This window comes from Delftia sp. RIT313 (genome assembly GCF_000632165.1).
GTDB classification, from domain to species: Bacteria; Pseudomonadota; Gammaproteobacteria; order Burkholderiales; family Burkholderiaceae_C; genus Comamonas; species Comamonas acidovorans.
The window spans coordinates 41,381-62,368 of sequence record NZ_JFYT01000047.1; the positions used below are offsets into that span (position 1 = coordinate 41,381).

Annotated in this window: 14 protein-coding genes; 4 read left to right on the forward strand and 10 right to left on the reverse strand. The window is 68.5% G+C overall.

Translation table 11 applies throughout. The features are described from left to right. Nucleotides 1-91: 91 nt before the first annotated feature. Nucleotides 92-1,270 carry a porin gene (locus tag BW39_RS14035; RefSeq protein ID WP_043822436.1) on the reverse strand — a complete coding sequence of 393 codons (1,179 nt, stop codon included), beginning with the start codon at nucleotides 1,268-1,270 and terminating at the stop codon, nucleotides 92-94. A 116-nt stretch (nucleotides 1,271-1,386) separates the two neighbouring features. Further along, nucleotides 1,387-1,839 carry a nuclear transport factor 2 family protein gene (locus BW39_RS14040; RefSeq protein ID WP_043822438.1) on the reverse strand — a complete coding sequence of 151 codons (453 nt, stop codon included), beginning with the start codon at nucleotides 1,837-1,839 and terminating at the stop codon, nucleotides 1,387-1,389. A 169-nt stretch (nucleotides 1,840-2,008) separates the two neighbouring features. Here BW39_RS14040 and BW39_RS14045 point away from each other — a divergent pair, with 169 nt between their 5' ends. Continuing rightward, the gene (locus BW39_RS14045) at nucleotides 2,009-3,289 is read left to right on the forward strand and encodes a LysR family transcriptional regulator (RefSeq protein ID WP_043822440.1); all 1,281 of its coding nucleotides are present in this window, start codon (nucleotides 2,009-2,011) and stop codon (nucleotides 3,287-3,289) included. 18 nt (nucleotides 3,290-3,307) lie between these two features. On the opposite strand, the gene BW39_RS14050 is transcribed toward BW39_RS14045, so the two are convergent. From BW39_RS14050 to paoA, 7 genes are all read right to left on the reverse strand, one after another. Then, entirely contained in the window at nucleotides 3,308-4,027 is a 720-nt protein-coding gene (locus tag BW39_RS14050) for an alpha/beta fold hydrolase (protein ID WP_043822442.1), read from the reverse strand. After that, nucleotides 4,024-4,896, reverse strand: a complete 873-nt coding sequence (locus tag BW39_RS14055; protein WP_043822444.1) for a class III extradiol dioxygenase subunit beta — start codon at nucleotides 4,894-4,896, stop codon at nucleotides 4,024-4,026. Before BW39_RS14055 ends, BW39_RS14050 begins: the two co-directional genes overlap by 4 nt. Then, on the reverse strand, nucleotides 4,896-5,303 hold the full coding sequence (gene ligA, locus BW39_RS14060; protein ID WP_013802391.1) for a protocatechuate 4,5-dioxygenase subunit alpha: 408 nt from the start codon (nucleotides 5,301-5,303) through the stop codon (nucleotides 4,896-4,898). Before ligA ends, BW39_RS14055 begins: the two co-directional genes overlap by 1 nt. A 76-nt stretch (nucleotides 5,304-5,379) precedes the next feature. Next, nucleotides 5,380-6,720, reverse strand: a complete 1,341-nt coding sequence (locus tag BW39_RS14065) for an MFS transporter (protein ID WP_043822447.1) — start codon at nucleotides 6,718-6,720, stop codon at nucleotides 5,380-5,382. Nucleotides 6,721-7,011: 291 nt separating this feature from the next. Further along, entirely contained in the window at nucleotides 7,012-9,264 is a 2,253-nt protein-coding gene (gene paoC / locus BW39_RS14070; protein ID WP_043822448.1) for an aldehyde oxidoreductase molybdenum-binding subunit PaoC, read from the reverse strand. 4 nt (nucleotides 9,265-9,268) lie between these two features. Next, nucleotides 9,269-10,219: an FAD binding domain-containing protein gene (locus tag BW39_RS14075; RefSeq protein WP_043822450.1), complete on the reverse strand. Its 951-nt coding sequence runs from the start codon at nucleotides 10,217-10,219 to the stop codon at nucleotides 9,269-9,271. Further along, nucleotides 10,216-10,860, reverse strand: coding sequence for an aldehyde dehydrogenase iron-sulfur subunit PaoA (gene paoA, locus BW39_RS14080; protein ID WP_043822451.1), 645 nt, complete (start codon nucleotides 10,858-10,860; stop codon nucleotides 10,216-10,218). The genes BW39_RS14075 and paoA overlap by 4 nt, the downstream gene beginning before the upstream one ends. 271 nt (nucleotides 10,861-11,131) lie before the next feature. Here paoA and BW39_RS14085 point away from each other — a divergent pair, with 271 nt between their 5' ends. The 3 genes from BW39_RS14085 (at nucleotide 11,132) to BW39_RS14095 (ending at nucleotide 15,288) form a co-directional block, all read left to right on the forward strand. Beyond that, nucleotides 11,132-11,650: a sigma-70 family RNA polymerase sigma factor gene (locus tag BW39_RS14085; protein WP_043822453.1), complete on the forward strand. Its 519-nt coding sequence runs from the start codon at nucleotides 11,132-11,134 to the stop codon at nucleotides 11,648-11,650. After that, nucleotides 11,650-12,651, forward strand: coding sequence for a FecR domain-containing protein (locus tag BW39_RS14090; RefSeq protein ID WP_043822454.1), 1,002 nt, complete (start codon nucleotides 11,650-11,652; stop codon nucleotides 12,649-12,651). The genes BW39_RS14085 and BW39_RS14090 overlap by 1 nt, the downstream gene beginning before the upstream one ends. A 114-nt stretch (nucleotides 12,652-12,765) precedes the next feature. Further along, a complete protein-coding gene (locus tag BW39_RS14095) occupies nucleotides 12,766-15,288 on the forward strand; it encodes a TonB-dependent siderophore receptor (protein ID WP_235264205.1) in 2,523 nt (840 codons plus the stop codon). A gap of 1 nt (nucleotide 15,289) precedes the next feature. Here BW39_RS14095 and BW39_RS14100 read toward each other — a convergent pair whose 3' ends face one another. Continuing rightward, the gene (locus BW39_RS14100) at nucleotides 15,290-20,878 is read right to left on the reverse strand and encodes a DNA repair ATPase (protein WP_235264206.1); all 5,589 of its coding nucleotides are present in this window, start codon (nucleotides 20,876-20,878) and stop codon (nucleotides 15,290-15,292) included. Nucleotides 20,879-20,988: the final 110 nt, after the last annotated feature.

Below are 20,988 nucleotides of genomic sequence, written 5' to 3' on the forward strand. Positions count from 1 at the left end.
TGTGCACTTTCAAGTGCCCGCGTCGGCTCTCCGCGCTGGTGATCACACGCTCCAGGCGTCGCATTGGATGCGGCCGGCCTGGCCTTCGGTTTCAGAACGAGTGGCGCAGGCCCAGCATCAGGCCGGTCTGCGACGCGCCCGCCAGCGGGCTGCCGCCGGCTGCGGCCGAGCTGACCGAGATGGCCAGGCGCTGTCCGTTGTCAATGCGCGCGGCCTGGGCATAGACCGCCGTGCGCTTGGAGAACCTGTAGGTGGCGCGCAGGGCCAGCAGGGTGGAGCGGTCGCCGCCCTGGGCATAGCGCAGTTGCTGCAGCTGGCCATCGACCACGACGGCGGCGCTGGGGGACCAGGACAGGCCGCCCCAGGTCAGGGTGCTGCGCGGCGTGGCGCCGTTGCTGGCCGAGGCCGCCTGGGCCGCGTCGTTGTCGCGGCGCATGAGGCCGGCGCCCAGCTTGATGGTGGGTGACAGTGCGGCATAGCCGTTGAGCATGATGCGGCGGTCCTTCAGGTCCGAGCGCGTCAGCCCTGCAAATGCGCCGGCGCCGCCGCGCATCTCGTCCACGGCCAGCGCAAAGCCCCAGGGCGCGGTGTCGTACTTCAGCATGGCGGACCACTGGCGGCAGGCCTGCCTGTCCATGGCCGATTCGCCGGCGCAGTTGGTGCCGGCCGGGCTGGGGCCGGCGTTGACGGCATCGCGTCCCAGGCTGTAGGCGGCGCCCAGGCTCCAGGCGCCGAAGCGTCCCCGGTAGGCCAGGGAGTTGTCGGTGCGCGTGTTGGGGATGTAGCTGTCCAGGCTGCTCAGGCCGAAGGCGTTGGGGCCGAGCAGGTCGGCATCGAACAATGCCCAGTACAGCATGGTGTAGTTGCGCCCCAGCGAGACGCTGCCCCAGCCGCCGGACAGTCCCACCCAGGCCTGGCGCCCGAAACCCCGCCCGCCCTGATTGAAGGTGCCGGCATCCGGGCCAAAGCCTGACTCCAGCGCAAAGACGGCGCTCAGGCCGCCGCCCAGATCCTCGCTGCCGCGCAGCCCCCAGCGCGACGGTGCCGTTCCCGTGAGGCCGGGCATGCGCGTCAGCGATCCGCCGCCTTGCACATTCGTCAGGTGCTCGATCCCGGTGTCCAGATGGCCGTACAGCGTCACCGATGAGCCGGTCTGGGCCTGGGCGCCGCCTGCTGCTGCCAGCATGGCGAGCGAGGCGAGGCGGGCCAGACAAGCCCGCAGTGGGCGCCTGGCTGGGGGTTGGGGAATGCTTTTGAGAGTGCGTTTCATGCTTTTGTCTCCTGTTGTTGTCGTTGCGGAATCAGCACGCCGCAACGCTGCGCCTTGGGAAAGGCGAGAGTGGCGGGCGCGGGGGAATGGGAGAAAGCGGCTGGGCGCCCTGCTCTTCAGGCGCCCCGGGGGGCCCGGGACATGACGAAGCGCGCCACGCGGCGCGTGATCAGCCAACGGCCTTCGGGACTGCGGCCAAAGGTGTCATCGAACTCGCCAACGAGCTGGCGCGGTTGGGCCGGGCGGCCGTGCGGCGTGATGGCATCGGCCTCGTCGCAGGACCACAGCAGCACCTGGCTGCGCGCGCTGGCGCGGTCCGGGCCCTGCAGTTCCACCAGCGTGTTGGTGACCAGATGCCGGGTCATGCGGCCCGCAGGACGCCGGGAGTACGCGGCGGCGATGGCCGTGCGCCCGCCCAGTACCTCGCCGCCGGGCCGTTGCAGCTGGCCGTCTTCGGCAAACAGCTGCGCCAGGGCCTGGGCATCACCGGCATCCGCAAAGGCAGCAGCGCGCAGCACCAGGTCCAGGCAGGCCTGGCGGGCCAGCAGCCGGTCGATTTCATGGTTCATGTTTCTTGTCTCCCCGGAATTCGCAGCCTGCGATGGGCTGTCTTGATCCAGGCCCCAAGCATTCCACGCCGGCATCGATCCGGCCAATGCCGGAGCCCCGGCCATCAATGCGTTTTTCTTATGGGACAATCAAAAAACGGTTTTCCAACGTGCCGTTCAGCGCCTTTCCATGAACCTTTACCTTGCCCCCTGGACCGGCCCAGCCACCAGCAATCCCTCGCGTTTTCCCGAGCTGGCAGGCCATTTGCGGGCCATGCGCGCCATGCTGGGCGTGGTGCGCCACGGCAGCACCACGCGGGCCGCCCAGGCTATGCATCTTTCTCAGCCAGCCGTGGCGCGCTCGGTGCTGCAACTGGAAGAGGCCTGTGGCCTGCCGCTGTTCATGCGGGGGGCGCGCGGCATGATGCCGACCCCGCTGGGCAGCCAGCTGGCCGCCCGCATCGAAGCCATGCTCCAGCACCTGGGCAGCGGCGCGGCCGACGCCCAGGCCGCCGCCACGCTGGCGGCCAGGCGCCCTCCCCTGCCCGAGCGTTTTGCCGAGACCGTGCCTGCGGGCCAGCTGCGCGCCCTCATGGCCATTGCCGACTGCGGCAGCGAATCCCTGGCCGCGCAGTGGCTGGGCCTGACGCAGCCCGCCGTGCATGCGGCGCTGCAGGGGCTGGAAACCAGTCTGGGCATGCAGCTGTTCTACAAGCTGGCCTTCGGCACGCGGCTGACGCCGTCCGGCGAAGCGCTGCTGCGCCGTGTCAAGCTGGCCCTGGCCGAGGTGCGCGGCATGGACAGCGATATTTCCGCCTGGCGCGGCGAGATCCGGGGGCGCGTGGTGGTCGGCGTGCTGCCGCTGTCGGTTGGAATCTTCCTGCCGCGCGCGGTCGACAGCCTGGCCGCCAGCCACCCGGACATCGAGGTCAGCATCGTGGACGGCACCTACGAGAGCCTGGTGCAGCACCTGCTGAGCGCCGACATCGACGCCATCGCCGGCGCCCTGCGCGCCGACATGCCCTCCGATGAGGTACGCCAGCTGCACCTGTTCGACGATGACCTGGTCGTGGTGGCACCGGCCGGCCATGCCTGCCTGGACCGCGGCCAGCTGGTTCTGGAGGACTTGCTGCAATGGCCCTGGGTGTCCCCCCTGCCCGGCACGCCGGCCGACCGCGCCATGGTCCAGCTGTTCCGCAGCCAGGGCCTGGAGCCGCCGCGCGCCAGCCTGCGCGCCAGCAGCCCGACCATGACGCTGGCCTTTGTGCTGCAGACGGGCCGGCTGGCCCTGGCCTCGCGCGGACAGGCCCTGCAGGATGACCACGGCGGCCAGTTGTCCATCGTGCCCGTGGACCTGCCTTCCACACGCAGGCGCATCGGGCTGGCCACGCGTGCGCTGAGCACGGCATCGCAGGACCTGGAGCTGTTCATGCAGGCCTGCCGGCGGGCCGTGGGCGATCCGCCGGCCTAGCCTGAGCGCAGCGCTCGCTCAGCGCCCCATCCAGTCGAGCAGTGCCCGCGACACCTGCTGCGGCTGCTCCATGGTGCTCATGTGGCCGCTGTCCTCGATCACCACCAGCTCGGCGCCCGGGCACAGGGCCTGCATGCGCTCATGGCGTGACAGCGGGCTCCAGGCATCCTGGCGGCCGCAGGCCAGCAGGGTCGGGCAGCGCAGTTGCCGGAGCACATGGCCCGCATCGGGGCGGTTCAGCAAGGCATTGATCTGCGCAGCAAACACCTCGGGCGTGAAGCGCGCCACCATGTCGAGCACCTCGCCAAACAGTGGCGTATCAAGCCGGTCGGGATGCACCATGCCGCGCGCCCATTGCAGGCCCATCTCGCGCATGCCGCTGTGCCGGGCGATCTGCAAGAGCGCCATGCGCTTGGCGCGTTCGCTCTCGCCGGCCTCGCCCGGGGCGATGGGGTCCATGCCGGTGTCCAGCAAGGCCAGCCGTTCCACGCGCTGGGGCGCCATGCCGGCAATGGCCAGGGCTACGCGCCCGCCCATGGAATGGCCCGCCAGCGAAAACCGCTCGGCCGCCACGCAGTCCAGCACAAGGCGCGCCATGTCTTCGATGGTGGCCGCCGCGCCATAGGACGGAACAATGCACTCGGCAGCACCGGCAAAGGACAGGGCCGCCTGCTGCTCGTGCCAGACCGTCTTGTCGCACAGCAGGCCCGGCAGAAGTACCACGCAAGGCCGGCTCATGCTGCGTTCTCCAGGATGAGGTGTCCGACGGCCGTGTTCGACGCGGGCACATGGTAGAAGCGGTGGTTGACCTTGGGCAGCGGCGCGGGGCCATCCACATCGGCCATGGCACCGCGCGCGATCAGCCACATCACCAGCTCGATGCCTTCGGAGCCAGCCTCGCGCACGTAGTCGATATGCGGCATCTTCGCCAGGCCGGCCGGGTTCTCGATCAGCAGGTCCAGGAAGCGGTTGTCCCACTCCTTGTTGATCAGGCCCGCACGCGCGCCCTGCAGCTGGTGGCTCATGCCGCCCGTGCCCCAGATCTGCACGTTCAGGTCTTCGTCGAAGCTTTCCACGGCGCGGCGGATGGCGCGGCCCAGGTTGAAGCAGCGCTGGCCCGACGGCACGGGGTACTGCACCACGTTCACGGCAAACGGAATCACCGGGCAGGGCCAGGCGCCTGTGCGCGCGTCCTGCTCGCCGCACATCAGCGACAGCGGCACGGTCAGGCCGTGGTCCACGTCCATCTTGTTGACGATGGTCAGGTCGAAGTCCTGCTGGATCACCGACTGCGCGATGTGGCTGGCCAGCTCCGGATGGCCGACGACCTTGGGCACGGGGCGCGGGCCCCAGCCTTCGTCGGCGGGCTGGTATTCAGCGGCCGTGCCGATGGCGAACGTCGGGATGAAGTCCAGGCTGAACGCGGTCGCGTGGTCGTTGTAGACCAGGAAGATCACGTCGGGCTTGTTGTCCTTGAGCCATTGGCGCGAGTGCTCGAAGCCTTTGAACAGCGGCTGCCAATAGGGGTCGCCCGCCTTGCCCAGGTCCATGGCCGCGCCGATGGCGGGCACATGCGAGGTGTAGACGGATGCGGTGATGCGTGCCATCAGATGCCTTTTTCCTGTCGTTCCTGCTCATGCAGGTAGCGGTTTCCTTCGATGCTGCGTCCGCCGCCCAGCATCATCTGGCGGTAGTCCTCCTCGTTCATGCCACTCATGGTCGAGACCATGTTCTGCACGCTGACGCCGTCGGTGGCGCCGATCTTCACGAGGAAGTAGATGTTTCCGCCCAGCGCAATGCAGCGGTTCAGGTCGCGGTCCAGCACGGCCTGTCTTTGCTCGGCCGTCATGGCCCATTCGCCCAGATAGGCGCGCTCGTCAGCCCGAAAGCGCTCGCGGTTCTCGGCCTTCATCAGCGACATGCAAAACTGGTTGAGCCAGTAGCCCTGGCGGGATTGCTCGGCGTCGAAGACCGTGGTTCCCGGTACGTCGAGATAGGGTTTGTCCAATGCCATGGAAGTGTTTCTCCTGCGCTTGGGCACTTGGGCGCTTGGGCGCTCGGGCGCGTGCTCACGGATAGGGGCTCAAGGATCAAGCACCAGGCGCTCGCAGCGCGCCACCCCCCGGCGCCAGGGCGCGGCCGGCGCCCGTGGCCCACACGGCCAGCGCAGCGGCAATCAGCGGCAAGGCAAAGACGTAGTACAGCGAGGCAGGCTGCCAGCCACCGTCCAGCAGCAGGCCGGCCATGGTGGGCGCCACGATGGCGCCTATGCGCCCAATGCCTATGGCCCAGCCCATGCCGGTGGCGCGCACCTGGGCCGGATAGGTGGCCGGCACCAGCCCGTACAGCCCGGCCATGGAGGCGAACAGGAACACGCCCACGCCCACCGCTGCGGCGAACGCCCAGCCCAGGCTGGCCGAGGCCAGGCCGAACAGCGCGGTGAACAAGGCATTCAGCAGCAGGCTGCCCATGGCCAGATGCCGCAGCTTGGCCTTGACCGCCAGCAGGCCGAACAGGCTGCCGCCGGCAATGCCGCCCAGGTTGAGCAGCACGCCGCCCGTCACGCCCTGCTGTGCCGACAGGCCGGCCTGCACAAGAAGCTTGGGCGTCCAGCTCAGCGAAAAATAGACGCTGAACATCAGCAGGAAGAAGCCGGCCCAGAGCATGAGCGTGGGGCGCGCCAGGCCGTTCCTGAACAGGGCGGCCACGGTATTGCCCTGCTGGACGTCACCGCCGGCTTGCGCGGGCAACTGCAGCATCGCGGGGTGCCCCATGAGTGCCATCAGGCGGTTGAGCTTTTCCAGCGCACGCGCCGGGCGACGGCCCATCAGGAAATCCACCGACTCCGGCAGGCGCCACAGCACGATGGGCACCATCAGCGCCGTGGCCAGGCCGCCGAACACAAAGACCGAGCGCCAACCATGGTGTGTCAGCAGCCAGGCGGCCATGAGTCCGCCCAGCGTGGCGCCAATCGGATAGCCCGTGGCCTGCAGCGCAATCGCCGTGCTGCGCCATTTGTTCGATGAATACTCAGAGGTGATCACCCCCACGCTGGCCAGCATGCCGCCAATGCCCACGCCCGTCATGGCGCGCAGGGCTGCCAGCTCGACATGGCTGCGCGCTGCCGCAGACAGCAGCATGCCCACGGACACCAGCACCAGGCACAGCACGATGATGGGTTGCCGGCCGCGGCGGTCGGCCATGGGCGCCAGGAACAGCGAGCCCAGGGCCATGCCGATCAGACCGGCGCTGAACAGCACGCCCAGCTGCGCCCCGTTGAGCTTCCACTCGGCAGCGACGGCCGAGGCAGTGAAGGCCATCACCAGCACATCGAAGCCGTCCAGCATGATGAGCAGGATGCAGATGGCCACGGCCAGCCACTGGAACGGCGCCATGGCGCCCTCGTCCATCGTCTTGCGGATATCTTTCATACAAGTCCTTGTCGGAGCAGGTTGTCTCTTTGCCCTGGCAGGCGCTTTGCGCCCAGGCCAGGTTCTTTTGTGGGAAAACTGGGGGCGGCCTGCATTCGGAGCGCACAGCGCCGACATTCCCCAGTGCAAAAAGTATCTCCACGCCAGCCTTTCCAGGCCAATGCCGACGGACGCGCAAGCTATGCGTTCTATTGATGGGCACATGCAAAAAGGCCGGCCACCCAGAGGTGACCGGCCTTCGTTCATCAAGAATCCTGGGCCTGAGCGGGCTGCCTCAGGTGCAGTCCCCTGTCATGCCAGCCTCCCCAGTCCTGCCAGCAGCTTGTCCAGCGTGATCGGGTAGTCGCGCACCCGCACGCCGGTGGCGTTGTGGATGGCGTTGGCAATGGCTGCGCTCACGCCGCAGATACCCAGCTCGCCCACACCCTTGGCTTTCATGGGCGAGGCCATGGGATCGACCTCGTCCAGAAAGATCACTTCCTGGTGCGGGATGTCGGCATGAACGGGCACCTCGTAGCCTGCCAGGTCATGGTTGACGAAATAGCCCAGTCGCGTGTCCACGGCCAGCTCTTCCATCAGGGCCGCTCCCACGCCCATGGTCATGGCGCCGATGACCTGGCTGCGGGCCGTCTTGGGGTTGAGAATGCGGCCGGCCGCGCAAACGGCCAGCATGCGGCGCACGCGGACTTCGGCGGTGAATGCGTCCACGGCGACCTCCACGAAGTGCGCGCCAAAGGTGGACTGCTGCATCTTCTTGTCGAGCACGCCGAATTCGATGGCATCCTCGGCCGTCAGGTCGGCGTCGCCGGCAGCGCTGGCCAGGGCCCGGCGCTTGCCGCCCGCCTGCACATGCCCATCCGAGAATTCGGCCGTCGCCGGGTCCATGCCCAGCTTGCGCGCCACGGCCTCGCGCAGCTTCAGGCAGGCGGCATAGACGCCGGAGGTGGCACTGGCCGCGCCCCATTGCCCGCCCGAACCGGCCGACACGGGAAAGCCGGAATCGCCCAGCCGCACGCGCACCTGCTGCAGCGGCAGGCCCAGCATCTCGGCCGCCGTCTGGGCAATGATGGTGTAGCTGCCCGTGCCGATGTCGGTCATGTCGGTTTCCACGGTGAGCATGCCCTGCCTGTCCAGGCGCACGCGGGCGGCGGACTTCATGACAGGCGCGCCACGGTAGGCGCCGGCCATGCCCAGGCCGATCAGCCAGCGCCCTTCGCGTCGTTGGGCCGGCTGGGGATTGCGCTGACTCCATCCGAAGCGCTCGGCGCCCGTGCGCAGGCACTGCACGAATTCACGGCGGGAAAACGGCTTGTGCTCCTGGGCAGGGGTGCCCTCCTTCGCCTTGGGTTGCGGCTTCTTGCCGCTGTCCGGCACCACCTGGGTGTCGTTGCGGATGCGCAGTTCCACGGGATCGATGCCGAGCTTTTCCGCCAGCTCGTCCATGGCAACCTCCAGGGCCATGTGCCCCGTGGCCTCGCCGGGGGCGCGCATGGCATTGGCCTCGGGCAGGTCCAGCACGGCCAGGCGCGTGGCGGTCATGCGATGGGTGCCGGCATACATGCGGCGGGTCTGGTCCACGGCACCGTCCGCCGATCCTCCGGGCTGGTCGCCCGACCAGCTTTCGTGGCCGATGGCGGTGATTTTTCCGTCCTGCCCTGCCGCGATGCGCACACGCTGGATGGTGGCCGGGCGGTGCGTGGTGTTGTTGGCCATCAGCGGACGCTGCAGTGCGACCTTGACGGGCCGGCCTGCCGCGCGGGCGCCCAGCGCGGCCAGCAGGGCATCGGCCCGCAGAAACAGCTTGCCGCCAAAACCGCCGCCAATGAATGGCGAGACCAGGCGCACCTTGTCCTTGGGAATGCCCAGCGTCTTTGCCAGCTCGCCCTGACCCCAGGCAATCATCTGGTTCGAGGTCCATACCGTGAGCTGGTCGCCCTTCCATGCGGCCAGCGTGGCATGGGGCTCCATCATGGCGTGCGACTGGTCTGGCGTGGTGTATGTGGCGTCCACCTTCACGGGGGCCGAAGCGAAGGCGCCCTCGAAATCGCCAATGGCCGTATCCGGCGCATCGCCATTGATGCTGTCGGGTGGCACGGCGGAGTCCTTGGCCTTGGCCAGGTCATAGGCGCCAGCCACGGGCTCGTAGTCCACACGGACCAGCTGCGCGGCAGCGCGCGCCTGCTCGAAGGTCTCCGCTACCACCAGGGCCACGGCCTGGTGGTAGTGGGCCACCTGGGGGCCGGCCAGCAACGGCGCGGTATTCATCTTGCCCTGGCCCAGCTTGCCAGCGGTCTGTGCGGTGACGATGGCCAGCACGCCGGGCGCGCGGCTTGCCTGCGCCAGCCCGATGCTGCGGATGCGGCCCTTGGCGATGGCCGAGCCCACCACATAGCCATAGGCCGGGTGCTGGACCACGTCATGCCTTTCATAGGCATACGGCGCCGTGCCGGTGGTCTTGAGCAGGCCGTCGATGCGGTTCATCGGCTGGCCGATGATTTTGAGCTGGTCAATGGGATTGACCGTTGCGGGAGTGTCGAATTTCATGGCGTCAGTTCCTAGCCTGGTCCAGCACGGCGGCAAGCGTGCGCTCGGCCAGCGGGAGTTTGAAGGCGTTGTCGTGCGTGGGCCGGGCGCCTGCCAGCAGGCGGTCGGTGACGGCCTTGGCGCCCTGCGGCATCAACGCTTCGGCAGCCTCCAGACGCCAGGGCTTGTGCGCCACCCCGCCCAGGGCCACTCGCCCGCTGCCGTCGCGCTGCACGATGGCGGCCACCGACACCAGCGCAAAGGCATAGGAGGCACGGTCGCGCACCTTGTGATAGATGTGCGTGCCGCCCGGCGGGGGCGGCAGGGTGACGGAGGTGATCAGTTCGCCGGCCTGCAAGGCCGTCTCTACGTGCGGCGTGCTGCCGGGCAGCCGGTGGAAGTCGGCAATGGGGATGACGCGGGCCTTGCCGTCGGCCTGGATGGTTTCCACCGTGGCGTCCAGCGCGCGCAGCGCCACGGCCATGTCGCTGGGGTGGGTGGCAATGCAGGCCTCGCTGCCCCCGATCACCGCATGCTGGCGGCTCACGCCGGCAATGGCCGAACAGCCGCTGCCTGGTGCGCGCTTGTTGCACGGCATATTGGTGTCGTAGAAATACGGGCAGCGGGTGCGCTGCAGCAGATTGCCGCCCGTGGTCGCCATGTTGCGCAACTGGCCAGAGGCGCCGGCCACCAGGGCGCGGGTCAGCACGCCGTAGTCGCGCCGCACGCGCGCATGGGCGGCCAGGTCGCTGTTGCGCACCAGCGCGCCTATGCGCAAGCCCCCCTGCGCAGTGGGCTCCACGGTGTCCATGCCGGTGCCGTTCACATCGACCAGATGCACGGGGGTTTCTATCTGCAGCTTCATCAGGTCCAGCAGATTCGTGCCCCCGGCGATGAAGCGGGCGCCCGGCCGGGCCGCCACGGCGGCGGCAGCCTGCGCGGGGGACTGGGCGCGTTCGTAGGAGAAGGCAATCATGTCCTGCCCTCCCCCGCCACTTCGGTGATGGCATCGACGATGTTGGAGTACGCCCCGCAGCGGCACAGGTTGCCGCTCATGCGTTCACGCAGTTCATGGGCCGACACCAGGGGCTGGGCCACGATGTCTTCGCTGGCATGGCTGGGCATGCCGCGTTTGATTTCATCGAGCATGCCTACGGCAGAGCAGATCTGCCCCGGCGTGCAGTAGCCGCACTGGAATCCGTCATGCCGCACGAAGGCGGCCTGCATGGCGTGCGGGGATTGCGGCGTGCCCAGGCCTTCGATGGTGGTCACGGCGGCGCCCTGGTTCATCACGGCCAGGCTCAGGCAGGACACCACGCGCCGGCCATTCACCAGCACCGTGCAGGCCCCGCACTGGCCATGGTCGCAGCCTTTCTTGGTGCCGGTCAGGTGCAGATGCTCGCGCAGGGCGTCGAGCAGCGTGGTGCGGGTGTCCAGGTCCAGGCGGTGTTCCTTGCCGTTCACCTGCAGGGTGACGGGCAGTTGGACCCCTTCAGGGATGGAGGGAGGCTGCACTTGCGCGCCGGCCGATCGAGGCACGGCCGTTGCCGCTGCCGTGGAGGCACCTGCGATCAGCAGGTCCCTGCGGGAGACGGAAAGCTGGGGGTTGTGTTCCATGGGGCGTCCATCGTGTTGGCTTGTTCGTGGGACGTGCACGCCGTGGCGGACACGCTGCCCCAGCATCGGCGCCTGAGCTGGGTCAGGCTGTAGGTGAGGGACCCATGTCCGGGACATCGAGGTTTGCGATGTCGGCTCAGCCAAGGACCGCAACGGCCAAGCCATCGACAAGGAAAAATCCGGCCACCGCATCCCTATAATTGCGACCGATTCTTATTTCCGACCTTCATCTCCACAGGCCTTCGGGGCTGTCTTCCAGAGTTTCCAGACCGTGTCTGCTCCACACTGCGCCACCTCGCACAGCGATGTTGAAGCCATCTACAGGGCGCATCACCCCTGGCTTCTGGGCTGGCTGCGCCGCAAGCTGGGCGGCTCGGACCACGCGTCCGACCTGGCGCATGACACCTTCGTTCGCCTGCTGTCCACCCAGACAGCACGCGGCGATCTGCAGATGCGCGAGCCGCGCGCCTACCTCACCACGGTGGCGCGCAACCTGCTGATCAACCACGTGCAGCGCCAATCGCTGGAGCGAGCCTGGCTGGACACCCTGGCGCAAATGCCCGAGCCCATGGCGCCCTCGCCCGAGGAGCGGCTGCTGATCCTGCAGACGCTGCACCAGATCGACGCCATGCTCGACGGCCTGCCGCCCAAGGTGCGCGAGGCCTTCCTGCTGTCGCAACTGGACGGACTGACCTACGCCCAGGCGGCGGAGCGCCTGGGGGTGACCGAACGCACCATCAAGCGCTTCATGGCCCAGGCCTTTGCGCAGTGCATCGTGCTGGTCTGCTGATGGGCGCTTCGTCCACCTCCAGCGCCATCGATGCGCGCGCCGCGCGCGAAGCAGCCGAATGGCTGGTGCGCATTCAATGCGAGCCGCAAGATGCGGGCCAGGCACAGGCGCTGGCCCGCTGGCGCGCAGCCGATCCGCAGCACGAAGCCGCCTGGCAACGCGCCGAGCTGGTGATGGGACGCGTGGGCACGGCCACAGCGCCATCCGGCAACGGCGCGGCCCTGGGCCCGCTGGGGGCGGCGGCCCTGAGGGATGCAGGGAGCGCCCGGCGCCGCGCCACCACGCAGCTGCTGGCCGCGCTGATCGTGGCCGGGCCTGCAGGCTATCTGGCCTGGCGCGCCGGACCGTGGTCGGCCTGGTCTGCCGACGTGCGCACGGCCACGGGCGAGCGCCGCGAACTGCAGCTGCCAGACGACAGCCGCATGCAGCTGGATACCGGCAGCGCCGTGGACATTGCCTTCACCGCCATGGAGCGCCGCCTGGTACTGCGCGCGGGCGCCGTGTGGATACAGACCGCTGCCGATGCGGCCGGCCGCCCGTTTCTTGTGCAGACGCCGCAGGGCACGGCGCTGGCCCTGGGCACACGCTATGCGGCGCGCATTCTGGACGATGAGAGCACCCTGGTCGTCGTGCGCGAAGGTGCGGTGCAGCTGCGCCCGGCACGGGGCGGCGAGCCCGTGCGCGTGTCGGCGGGCCAGCAGGCGCGCATGGGCAGCGGCGCGGCAGAGCCTGTGCAGCCCGCTGGCCTGGCCTCGGACGGCTGGACGCAGGGCGTGCTCTATGCCGAGAAAACGCCGCTGGGCGAATTCGTGGCCGAACTGTCGCGCTACCGGCCCGGCATTCTGCGCTGCGACCCGGCCGTGGCCCGTCTGCCCGTGAGCGGCGCCTTCCAGCTGCGCGACACGGACCAGGCCCTGCTGGCGCTGGCCGCTTCGCTGCCGGTGCGCATCCACCAGCGCACGCGCTACTGGGTGCAGATTTCGGGCTTGGCCGCGCCCTGAGCCTGCGGCATGTCCCCTTTTGCGGGATCGGCGGTCATACAGGAAGACAGCTTCAACGGCGCGTCCCAGGCTGGCTGGGCACCGCTTCCCTCGTCTTCCAAAGGACAGTTCTTCATGGCGCAGCGTATTTCCCTGGCCGCCACGGCCCCCTTCCCTCTTTCGGCGCTTGCCGCCTCGGTCCACCAGCGCCTTTCGCACCGACTTGTGCGCCGGCCCGTTCAGGCTGCCCTGCTCGGGCTGATGCTGGGCGCCGCCGGTGCGGCAGCCGCACAGGCCATCCCAAGCGCCCCGGCCGCGCAGACAGCACGCGAGTACGACATTCCCGCTGGTTCGCTGAGCCATGCACTGTCGCGTCTGGCCGGCGAGTCGGGCGTGACGCTGTCGGCCGACCCGCGCCTGACGCAGGGCCTGCAGTCCGCCGGCCTCAAGGGACGCTTCGAGCTGACGGGCGGGCTTGCGCAGCTGCTGCGCGGCACGGGGCTGGAGGCGGTGCAGGCCGGCCAGGGCGTCTACGTGCTGCGCAAGAGCGCGGCCCATCCCGTGGTCACGCCGCCTGCGGCCGCCGCGGCGTCTTTCACCCTGGGCGAGGTGCGGGTGAACGCCCGGGCCGAGCACTCCACCGCCACCGAGGACACCGGCGCCTACACGGCCAGGGTGGTAACGCTGGGCAAGAGCGTGCAAAGCCTGCGCGAGATTCCGCAATCCGTGTCCGTGGTCACACGCCAGATGCTGGAAGACCAGAACATCCAGAGCCTGGACGATGCCATGCGCACCCTGGCCGGCGTCACCGTGGAGCCCGGCAGCACGGGCGGCAACCATGGCAACTTCTATCTGCGCGGCTATGCCGTGGATACGGTGCAGACCGATGGCGTGAACATGCCGGCCAGCACCGGCAATGACCTGTCCACCGGCTTCGGCATGGCCATGTACGACCGCATCGAGCTGCTGCGCGGCCCGGCCGGGCTGTTCCAGGGCGCGGGCGATCCGGGCGGCTCCATCAACCTGGTGCGCAAGCGCCCCAAGGCGCAGGCCGAGTTCAACACGCAGTTCTCGGCAGGCTCGTGGCAGCGCTACTACGCAGAGGCCGACATGACCGGCCCGCTGTCCCGCGACGGCCGCGTACGCGGCCGGCTGGTCACGGCCTACCAGGACCAGCAATCCTTCGTGGACCATGTGTACTCGCGCAAGCCCCTGGTCTACGGCGTGGTCGAGGTGGACCTGGCCTCGTCCACCACGCTCACGGCCGGCGGCAGCTACCAACAGTACAAGGGCCGCCCGGCCTTCGGGCTGCCGGCCCTGCCCGATGGGCAGTTGCTGGACATTCCTCGCTCCAGCTACCTGGACCCCATCTGGAACCACATCACGGAAAAGAACACGGAGTACTTTGCCGAGCTGCTGCACCGACTGGACAACGGTGGGCGCATCAGGCTCAACGCCATGTACCGCGAGCAGGACGAGCCCTCGCGCATGTTCGGCTGGTCGGACTGCGCCGCCGACCCGGCCACGGGCGACAGCTGCCTGGTCAGCTGGGCCTATCGCAGCCACTGGAAGACGCATGGCCTGGACGCCTCCGCCAGCCTGCCCTTCAGCGCCTTCGGCAGCACCCGCAACGAGCTGGCCGTGGGCGCCGACTACCGCAAGATCCGCAAGAACTTCCAGTACGGCGGCGGCGACAACGCGCCCATCAACATCTACCAGCCCGACAACAACGTGCCGTTGCCGACCAATTACAGCTTCTCCAACGGCAACGACAACCGCACCGAGCAGTTCGGCCTGTATGGGCGCGCCAATCTGCGCCCCGTGGACCGCCTGCTCATCAGCGTGGGCGGGCGCATGACCTGGTGGCAGAACCACGCCATCAACCGCAATGCCTACTTCAACCAGTTCTCGGAAACCGACAACCGCATCAACGGCAAGTTCACGCCCTATGCCGGTCTGGTGCTGGACCTGAATGACCAGGTGTCGGCCTATGCCAGCTACACGCGCATCTTTGCGCCGCAGACCACCAGCGACGCCGCGGGCAACACCCTGCGCCCACGCGTGGGCCAGCAGTACGAGGCGGGACTCAAGGGCGAGTGGATGGACGGCCAGCTCAACGCGCGCACCGCCATCTTCCGCATGGAGGACACCAACCGCGCCATGACCGATCCGGCCAATCCGCTGTTCTCGGTGGCATCCGGCAAGATGCGCAGCCAGGGCGTGGAAGCCGAGATCGGCGGGCGCATTGCGCCCGGATGGAATGTGTCGGCCGGCTACGCCTACACACAGACCAAGACACTGGAGGGCACGCCCGACCAGAAGGCCCAGCTGTACACCTTCATCGCCCCGCGCCACAGCTTCAACCTGTGGACGCGCTACCAGTTCGGCACCGGCGCGCTGGAGGGCTTCAGCCTGGGCGGCGGCCTGCGCAGCGTCAGCCGCATGTACCGGCTCAACGGCGATGTGAAGTTCTCGCAGGGTCCGGTCACCACGGCGACGCTGCAGCTCGGCTACCGCATCAACCGCCATGTGGACGCCACGCTCACCATCAACAACCTGTTCGACAAGGTGTACTACCAGCGCGTGTGGGCCGCCTACGGTTCCAACTACTTCGGCGAGCCGCGCAATGTGATGCTGACGGTGCGCGGGCGTTTCTGAGCTAGGCCGCAGGCGGCACGTCGCCGCGCTGCATGCGCTCGAAGGCCTTGTCGATTTCCTCGGAGCGTATGGCGCCCGCAGCCGGCACGGGACGGCCCGCGCGCTGGGCGTCGATCTGCTCCTGCATGCGCGTGGCCACCTGCATCAGCACGCGGTGCAGGCCCAGCTGCTGGCGGCGGGCCTGGTCCAGGTGCGTGACCACGGGCTCCAGGGACTGGGCCAGCGACCGGGTCAGCAGTTGGCCCAGCATGTGAACCAGGGCCTGACGGTCCTGGGCGGCCTGCACCTCCGACGGGGTGCTGGCCTGGGTGCCGACGGGCTCGCTGGCCGCCCTTTGCGCCATCAGCTCGCGTATGCCGTGCAGCGAGTCGCCTGCGGCACTTTGGGTTTGCAGCAGCCGTGCCAGCAGAGCTTGAAGCGCCTGTAGCGTCTGGGATTGGTCAGCGTCCCTGGCGGCGGCCTGTGCGGCCGCTGCCGATGCGTGGGCCTGGTCGGCGGCGCCTTCCTGCACCGCCTGCTGCTGGGACTGGGACACCGACTGGGCCACTTCGCGCGTGGCGGCGACCAGATCGACCAGCTGTGCCGTCACGCGCGTGGCGGCGTCGGCATTGGCGCCGCCTGCGGCCTGGCGGCGCAGGAACTGCTGACGTATCTGCTGCCAGCGGGCGCTGTCCTCGTCGCTCATCTGCCCGCGCAGCTCGGCGAGCTTGAGCAGGTTCTCCTCGGCGCCCGTGGTCAGCATCTGCGCTTCGCCCTGGTAGTGGTCGGCCAGCATCTGCTGCATTTCCTGGTCGTTCATCACGGGCGTGATCTTCTCGGCCAGCTTGTTCATGTTGCGGTAGCTGCCCTGCAGCCGGAAGGCCGGCTCGGTGCGGTAGCCGTCGTCCTGCGCGGCGCTCTGGATGTACTGCTGGTTGACCTTGAACACCAGCTCGCGCACCTGCACCATGCGGGCCAGCACGGCCTCGATCTCGCGCAGCTCGGCCGATGAATAGTCGTGCGACAGCGCATTGCCCGAGACCTCCCGGCCCTGCGCCTTGTCCAGCAGCAGGTACAGGTCCTGCAGGCTGCGCGTGGCCATCGGCGCCAGCACAGCGTTCGAGGTCATGCTGTTTTCGATGTAGCTGAGCTTGAACACCTCCTGCATTCCGCCCAGCACATCGCCCAGGTTGTAGATGTCGGCACGGTTGGCCAGCATGTCGGGGATCTTGAAGACCTCGCCCGACTCGGTGTATGGGTTGCCCGACATGACCACGCAAAAGCGTTTGCCGCGCATGTCGTGGGTGCGGGTCTGGCCCTTCCATACGCCCTCGATGCGGCGCGTGCCGTCCGACAGCGAGATGAATTTCTGCAGGAATTCGGGGTGCGTGTGCTGTATGTCGTCGATGTACAGCATCACGTTGTTGGCCATCTCCAGCGCCAGGTTGAGCTTTTCCAGCTCCTTGGCCGCCGTGGCGTCCGGCGCCTGGGCCGGGTCCAGCGAGCGCACGGAGTGGCCCAGCGCCGGGCCGTTGATCTTCATGAAGATCAGGCCCAGCCGGTTGGCCACGTACTCCATCAGCGTGGTCTTGCCGTAGCCGGGCGGCGAGATCATCATCAGCAGACCCATCTGGTCGGTGCGCTTGTTCTCGCCGGCCACGCCGATCTGCTTGGCCAGGTTGTCGCCGATCACGGGCAGGTAGATCTCGTTGATGAGCCGGTTGCGCACAAAGGACGACAGCGGCCGGGCCTTGAATTCCTCCACCCGCACGCGCGAGCGCCAGTCCTGCAGCAGCTGCTGGCGCAGCGCCTGGTAGCGGCCGAACTCGGGAACAAAGCTGCGGAAATGGCGCGCGGCGCGCTGGCCCAGGTCGTCGATCTGCAGCCACATGCGGCCGTCCGCAATGCGCGGATGCTGGCCCAGCAGGCCCGGCACTTCGTGGCGCAGGTCCACGCTGCTGACCTTGCAGGGCAACTGGCCGGCACAGCACAGCCAGGCGGCGGCCTCGCCGCAGTAGGCCAGCCAGGCCTGCCCTTGCCCGTCGTCCAGCGCGCGGCAGGCGGTCTGCAGCCAGTGCAGCGCGCTGCGCCAGCGCTGGTCCAGCGGCGCCACGGCCTTGTCGCGCCGGTCCTCGCCCTGCCAGTAGGCCTGCATTTCTTCCCAGCGCTGCAGCGGCTGGGCCTGCTGCTGCACGGCGGCCTGCAGCGCGGCAATGGCCGACTGGCTGTAGCTGGATAAGGAAAAGCGCACGGCCTTTTGCGCCAGCTCGGCCTGCAGGTAGTCGGCGGCGCCGTGGATCAGGCTGTCGATATCGCTGTCTGCGGGCGCCGCCTGTCCTGGCAGCAGGTCGCGCAGCAGGCCCCGCTCTTCGGCATAGGCGCGCAGGCGCTCGGAGATGTCGGTGCGCAGGCTCAGCTGTTCGGCCTCGCTGCCGAACATCTGCTGCATGGCCTGGGCCTGCTGGGCGCGCAGCGGCCACTGCGCCATGGCGGCAGCCAGCTGCGGCTGCTGCACCTGGGCCTGTGCGCTCCAGAACAGCAGGGCCAGCGCACGGGCGTCGGGCGCAAAGCGCAGCACGCCGGCGGCATCGCGCAGGGGCAGCAGCACCTGCAGGATGCGGGCCGCATCATGGTCGTGGATGCCGCGCTCATAGCCTTCGCGGTAGCGCGGCGCGGAGAATTCGCGGATGGCCTGGGTCAGCGCCGCCTCGTCGGGCAGCAACTGGGCCAGCCGGGCCTCGCTCCAGCCGTCACGGCGCTGGCGCGCGGCCAGCACCACTTCCAGGGCCAGGTATTCGCCCCGGTAGAACTGCGGCGATTCGGCCGGCGTGGAGGCATCCCAGTAGGCCTGCAGGGCGGCCAGCTCCGGGTTGTCCATGGGCTCGAAATACTCGGTACCGACCAGGTGCAGGAACAGTTCGCCGTTGCGCGGCAGCAGGGTCAGGTCCAGCTCCTGGTTGCCCACGCTGAAGCGGTGGCGGCCCAGGCGGATGATGGCGCCGTCGCCTTCGTACAGCTCGGTGCGGTCCTGCAGCGCTCGAAACGCCTGGTCGCGCAGGTTCTTGACGCGGCCGTCGATGTCGTCGGCCTTGACCGGGTCATGCAGTTGCTCGCGCAGGCGCTGGGCCAGCTCCTTGAGCTTGCCGATCAGCGGATCGCCTGCAAAAAAGGCATGCAGCGCGTCGGCACTGGCCAGTTTCTCGGTGCGCTTGGGCAGGCTCTGCACGATGCGCAGCGCCGCGTCCAGCACGCCCTGCGCCTTGCGCTGGCGCTCGTCCTGCAGCGACTGGCGGCGCGCCTCGAAGCTCTCCAGCACCTCCTCGCGCTTGGCCATGATGTCGCCGAGGAACTGCTCGTGCTCGCCGAAGCGGCTTTCGATCTCCTCCAGCTGCACCAGCAGGCGCGCCAGCTGCTCGTCGCATTTCTCGGGCGTCTGCGCCAGGCCCAGGGCGCTGACGATGCTTTGCGAGAACAGCGCCAGCTGGGCGGCGAACTGGGCCACGTTCTCGGCGCCACCCAGGCCCGACCGGCGCTGCTCGGCGCGTGCACGCACCTGGTTCAGGCGCGCGTAGACGGCCGAGATGCGATCCACCACCTGGGTACGCTGCGTGGCGTCGTCGATGGACAGGCTTCCCATGAGCTCGGACAGCATGTCCAGCGCGGCCGCCATGTCGGCCATGCGCGCCAGCGGCTCGTTGATCTGCGCCACCGTGGCTGCCGCCTGCGCGGCCTGGTCCAGTGCCTGCAGCTGATCGGCATAGGGCTGCATGGCCTCGTCGGTGGCAATGAAGGCGGCCGTGCGCTGGGAGACATCGGCCTGGGCCTCGTTGACGCCCTGCACCATGGTGTCGATGGCGGCCTGGTCCACATAGCGCAGGTCGCGCGTGGCCATGAGCTGGCCGCGCAACTGGCCCAGCTGGGTGAGCGCGTCCACGTACTCGCCAATGCTTTTCCAGTCGGCCAGCCGCAGTGTCTTGAGCAACTGGCCGTGGCGGCTGGAAACCTCGCCCATGGCCTTGGCCGAGGCGTTGCGGATGCTCTCGACCTTTTCGTACTCGTCGATGACCGCATCACCCGTGGCGACGATGCCCAGCAGGGTCTCGTGCACGCCCTTGAGCTGCGGCGCGCCCAGCCAGTGGTAGCGCTCGAACAGGCGGCGCGCTGCGTCGATCAGGCGCTCGTAGCGCGGCAGCGAGACCTCGGTGGCCGCGATTTCCTTGCGCACGCTGTACAGGTCGGAGATGCCGCTGACCAGCTCGGCATTGCCGATGCGGCCCAGGAAGCTGTCGCGCTGCGGCTGGCGTGCCGCATAGTCGTCCGAGGCAAAGGGCGTGCGCCAGACCTGCATGGGGTGCACGCGCGAGGCCTCGTTGCTCTCGGCCGCGAAGATGACGACGCGCCCGTCGTCCATGCGCGCATAGCCGTGGCCGATGATGGGCGGCTGCAGCGCGCGCTCGATCAGGTTGTACTTGAACAGCGCCATGCGCCCGCTCTCGGGCTCGTAGAACACGTAGAGCACATCCTCGCCGTTGGGCGAGCGGATGCTGCGCCGGTAGCGCATGCCCTGCATGTTCTGCTCGAACGAGCGGTTCTCGCCGCTTTGCAGGTAGTAGCCGCCGGGGAAGATGATGCCGTGGTCCTGCGGCAGCTGGATGCAGGCCGCGCCGATGGCGTCCATGCGCAGCACCTGGCGCGACAGGGTGTTGAAGATCAGGTAGCGCCACTGCTCTTCGCGGTAGGGCAGGATCTTCAGCAGGATCAGGCTGCCGACGGCGGCGTACTCGAACACGGCGTCGTCCAGCGACTGGTTCTTCTCCTGCACGGGCTCGCTGTAGATGCCCAGTCCGTCGTTGGTGTTGTTCTCGACCTTGATGGTCAGCGTGCCGCCCAGGGTCTCGACGAAGACCTTGTCCAGCACGTTGATGTGCGGGTGGCGCCCCTGCACCAGTTGCTCGCGCCCGGCGCGCTGCCATTCGAAGTCATGGGGCGCAGGCAGCTCGATGTCGCGCTCGCCGCGGTTGTCTATGTAGCGGATGGGCTGGCCATCGACGGGCACGGACCAGCGGAATACGCGCACATCGGACAGGCGCTCGCCAATCTGAAAGCTCGCCAGCAGCTTGCCGTCGCGCACGGCCAGCTGCATCAGCCGGGTGTTCTTGTAGTAGGCGTACAGCTCCTGGAAGTCCTGCACGAAGCTCTGTATGCCCAGAAAGCTGTCCTTGAGATCGACCGGCGTGACCTCGTAGCCCTGCTCTCCCTCGTGCAGGCGGTACAGCACGAACACGTCTTCCACGCGCGTGGACTGCTTCAGGCCCATGAAGACGTTGTAGCCAAACAGCAGGTAGCCGCCGACCTGGGCGATGTCGCGGCCCAGGCAGTTGTTTTCGGTGCGCACGCGCATGCGCCCGATGACTTCCATCTGGCTGCGGCCGAATTCCTCCAGCCGCTCCTCGTTGAGCTGGCGTGCCAGCGTCTCCAGCGCCTGCCCCTGGCCGTCAAGGCGCTTGGCCAGCACTTCGTAGGAGCCGCCGCTGGCGACTGCCTGGTCCACGGCAGAGGCCGCGGTGTCGGGGGACAGGGACTGTGAGGACGATGGGGACGGTTGGGACATGGGCGTCACGGGCTTTCGCGTGTCAGGGACCATTCACGCCCTCCCCGGCCAGCTGACTGGCAGGCAGGCAGGCGGGGGGGCGGAGGAAGGCGGATGCGGGAGGCTGGGCA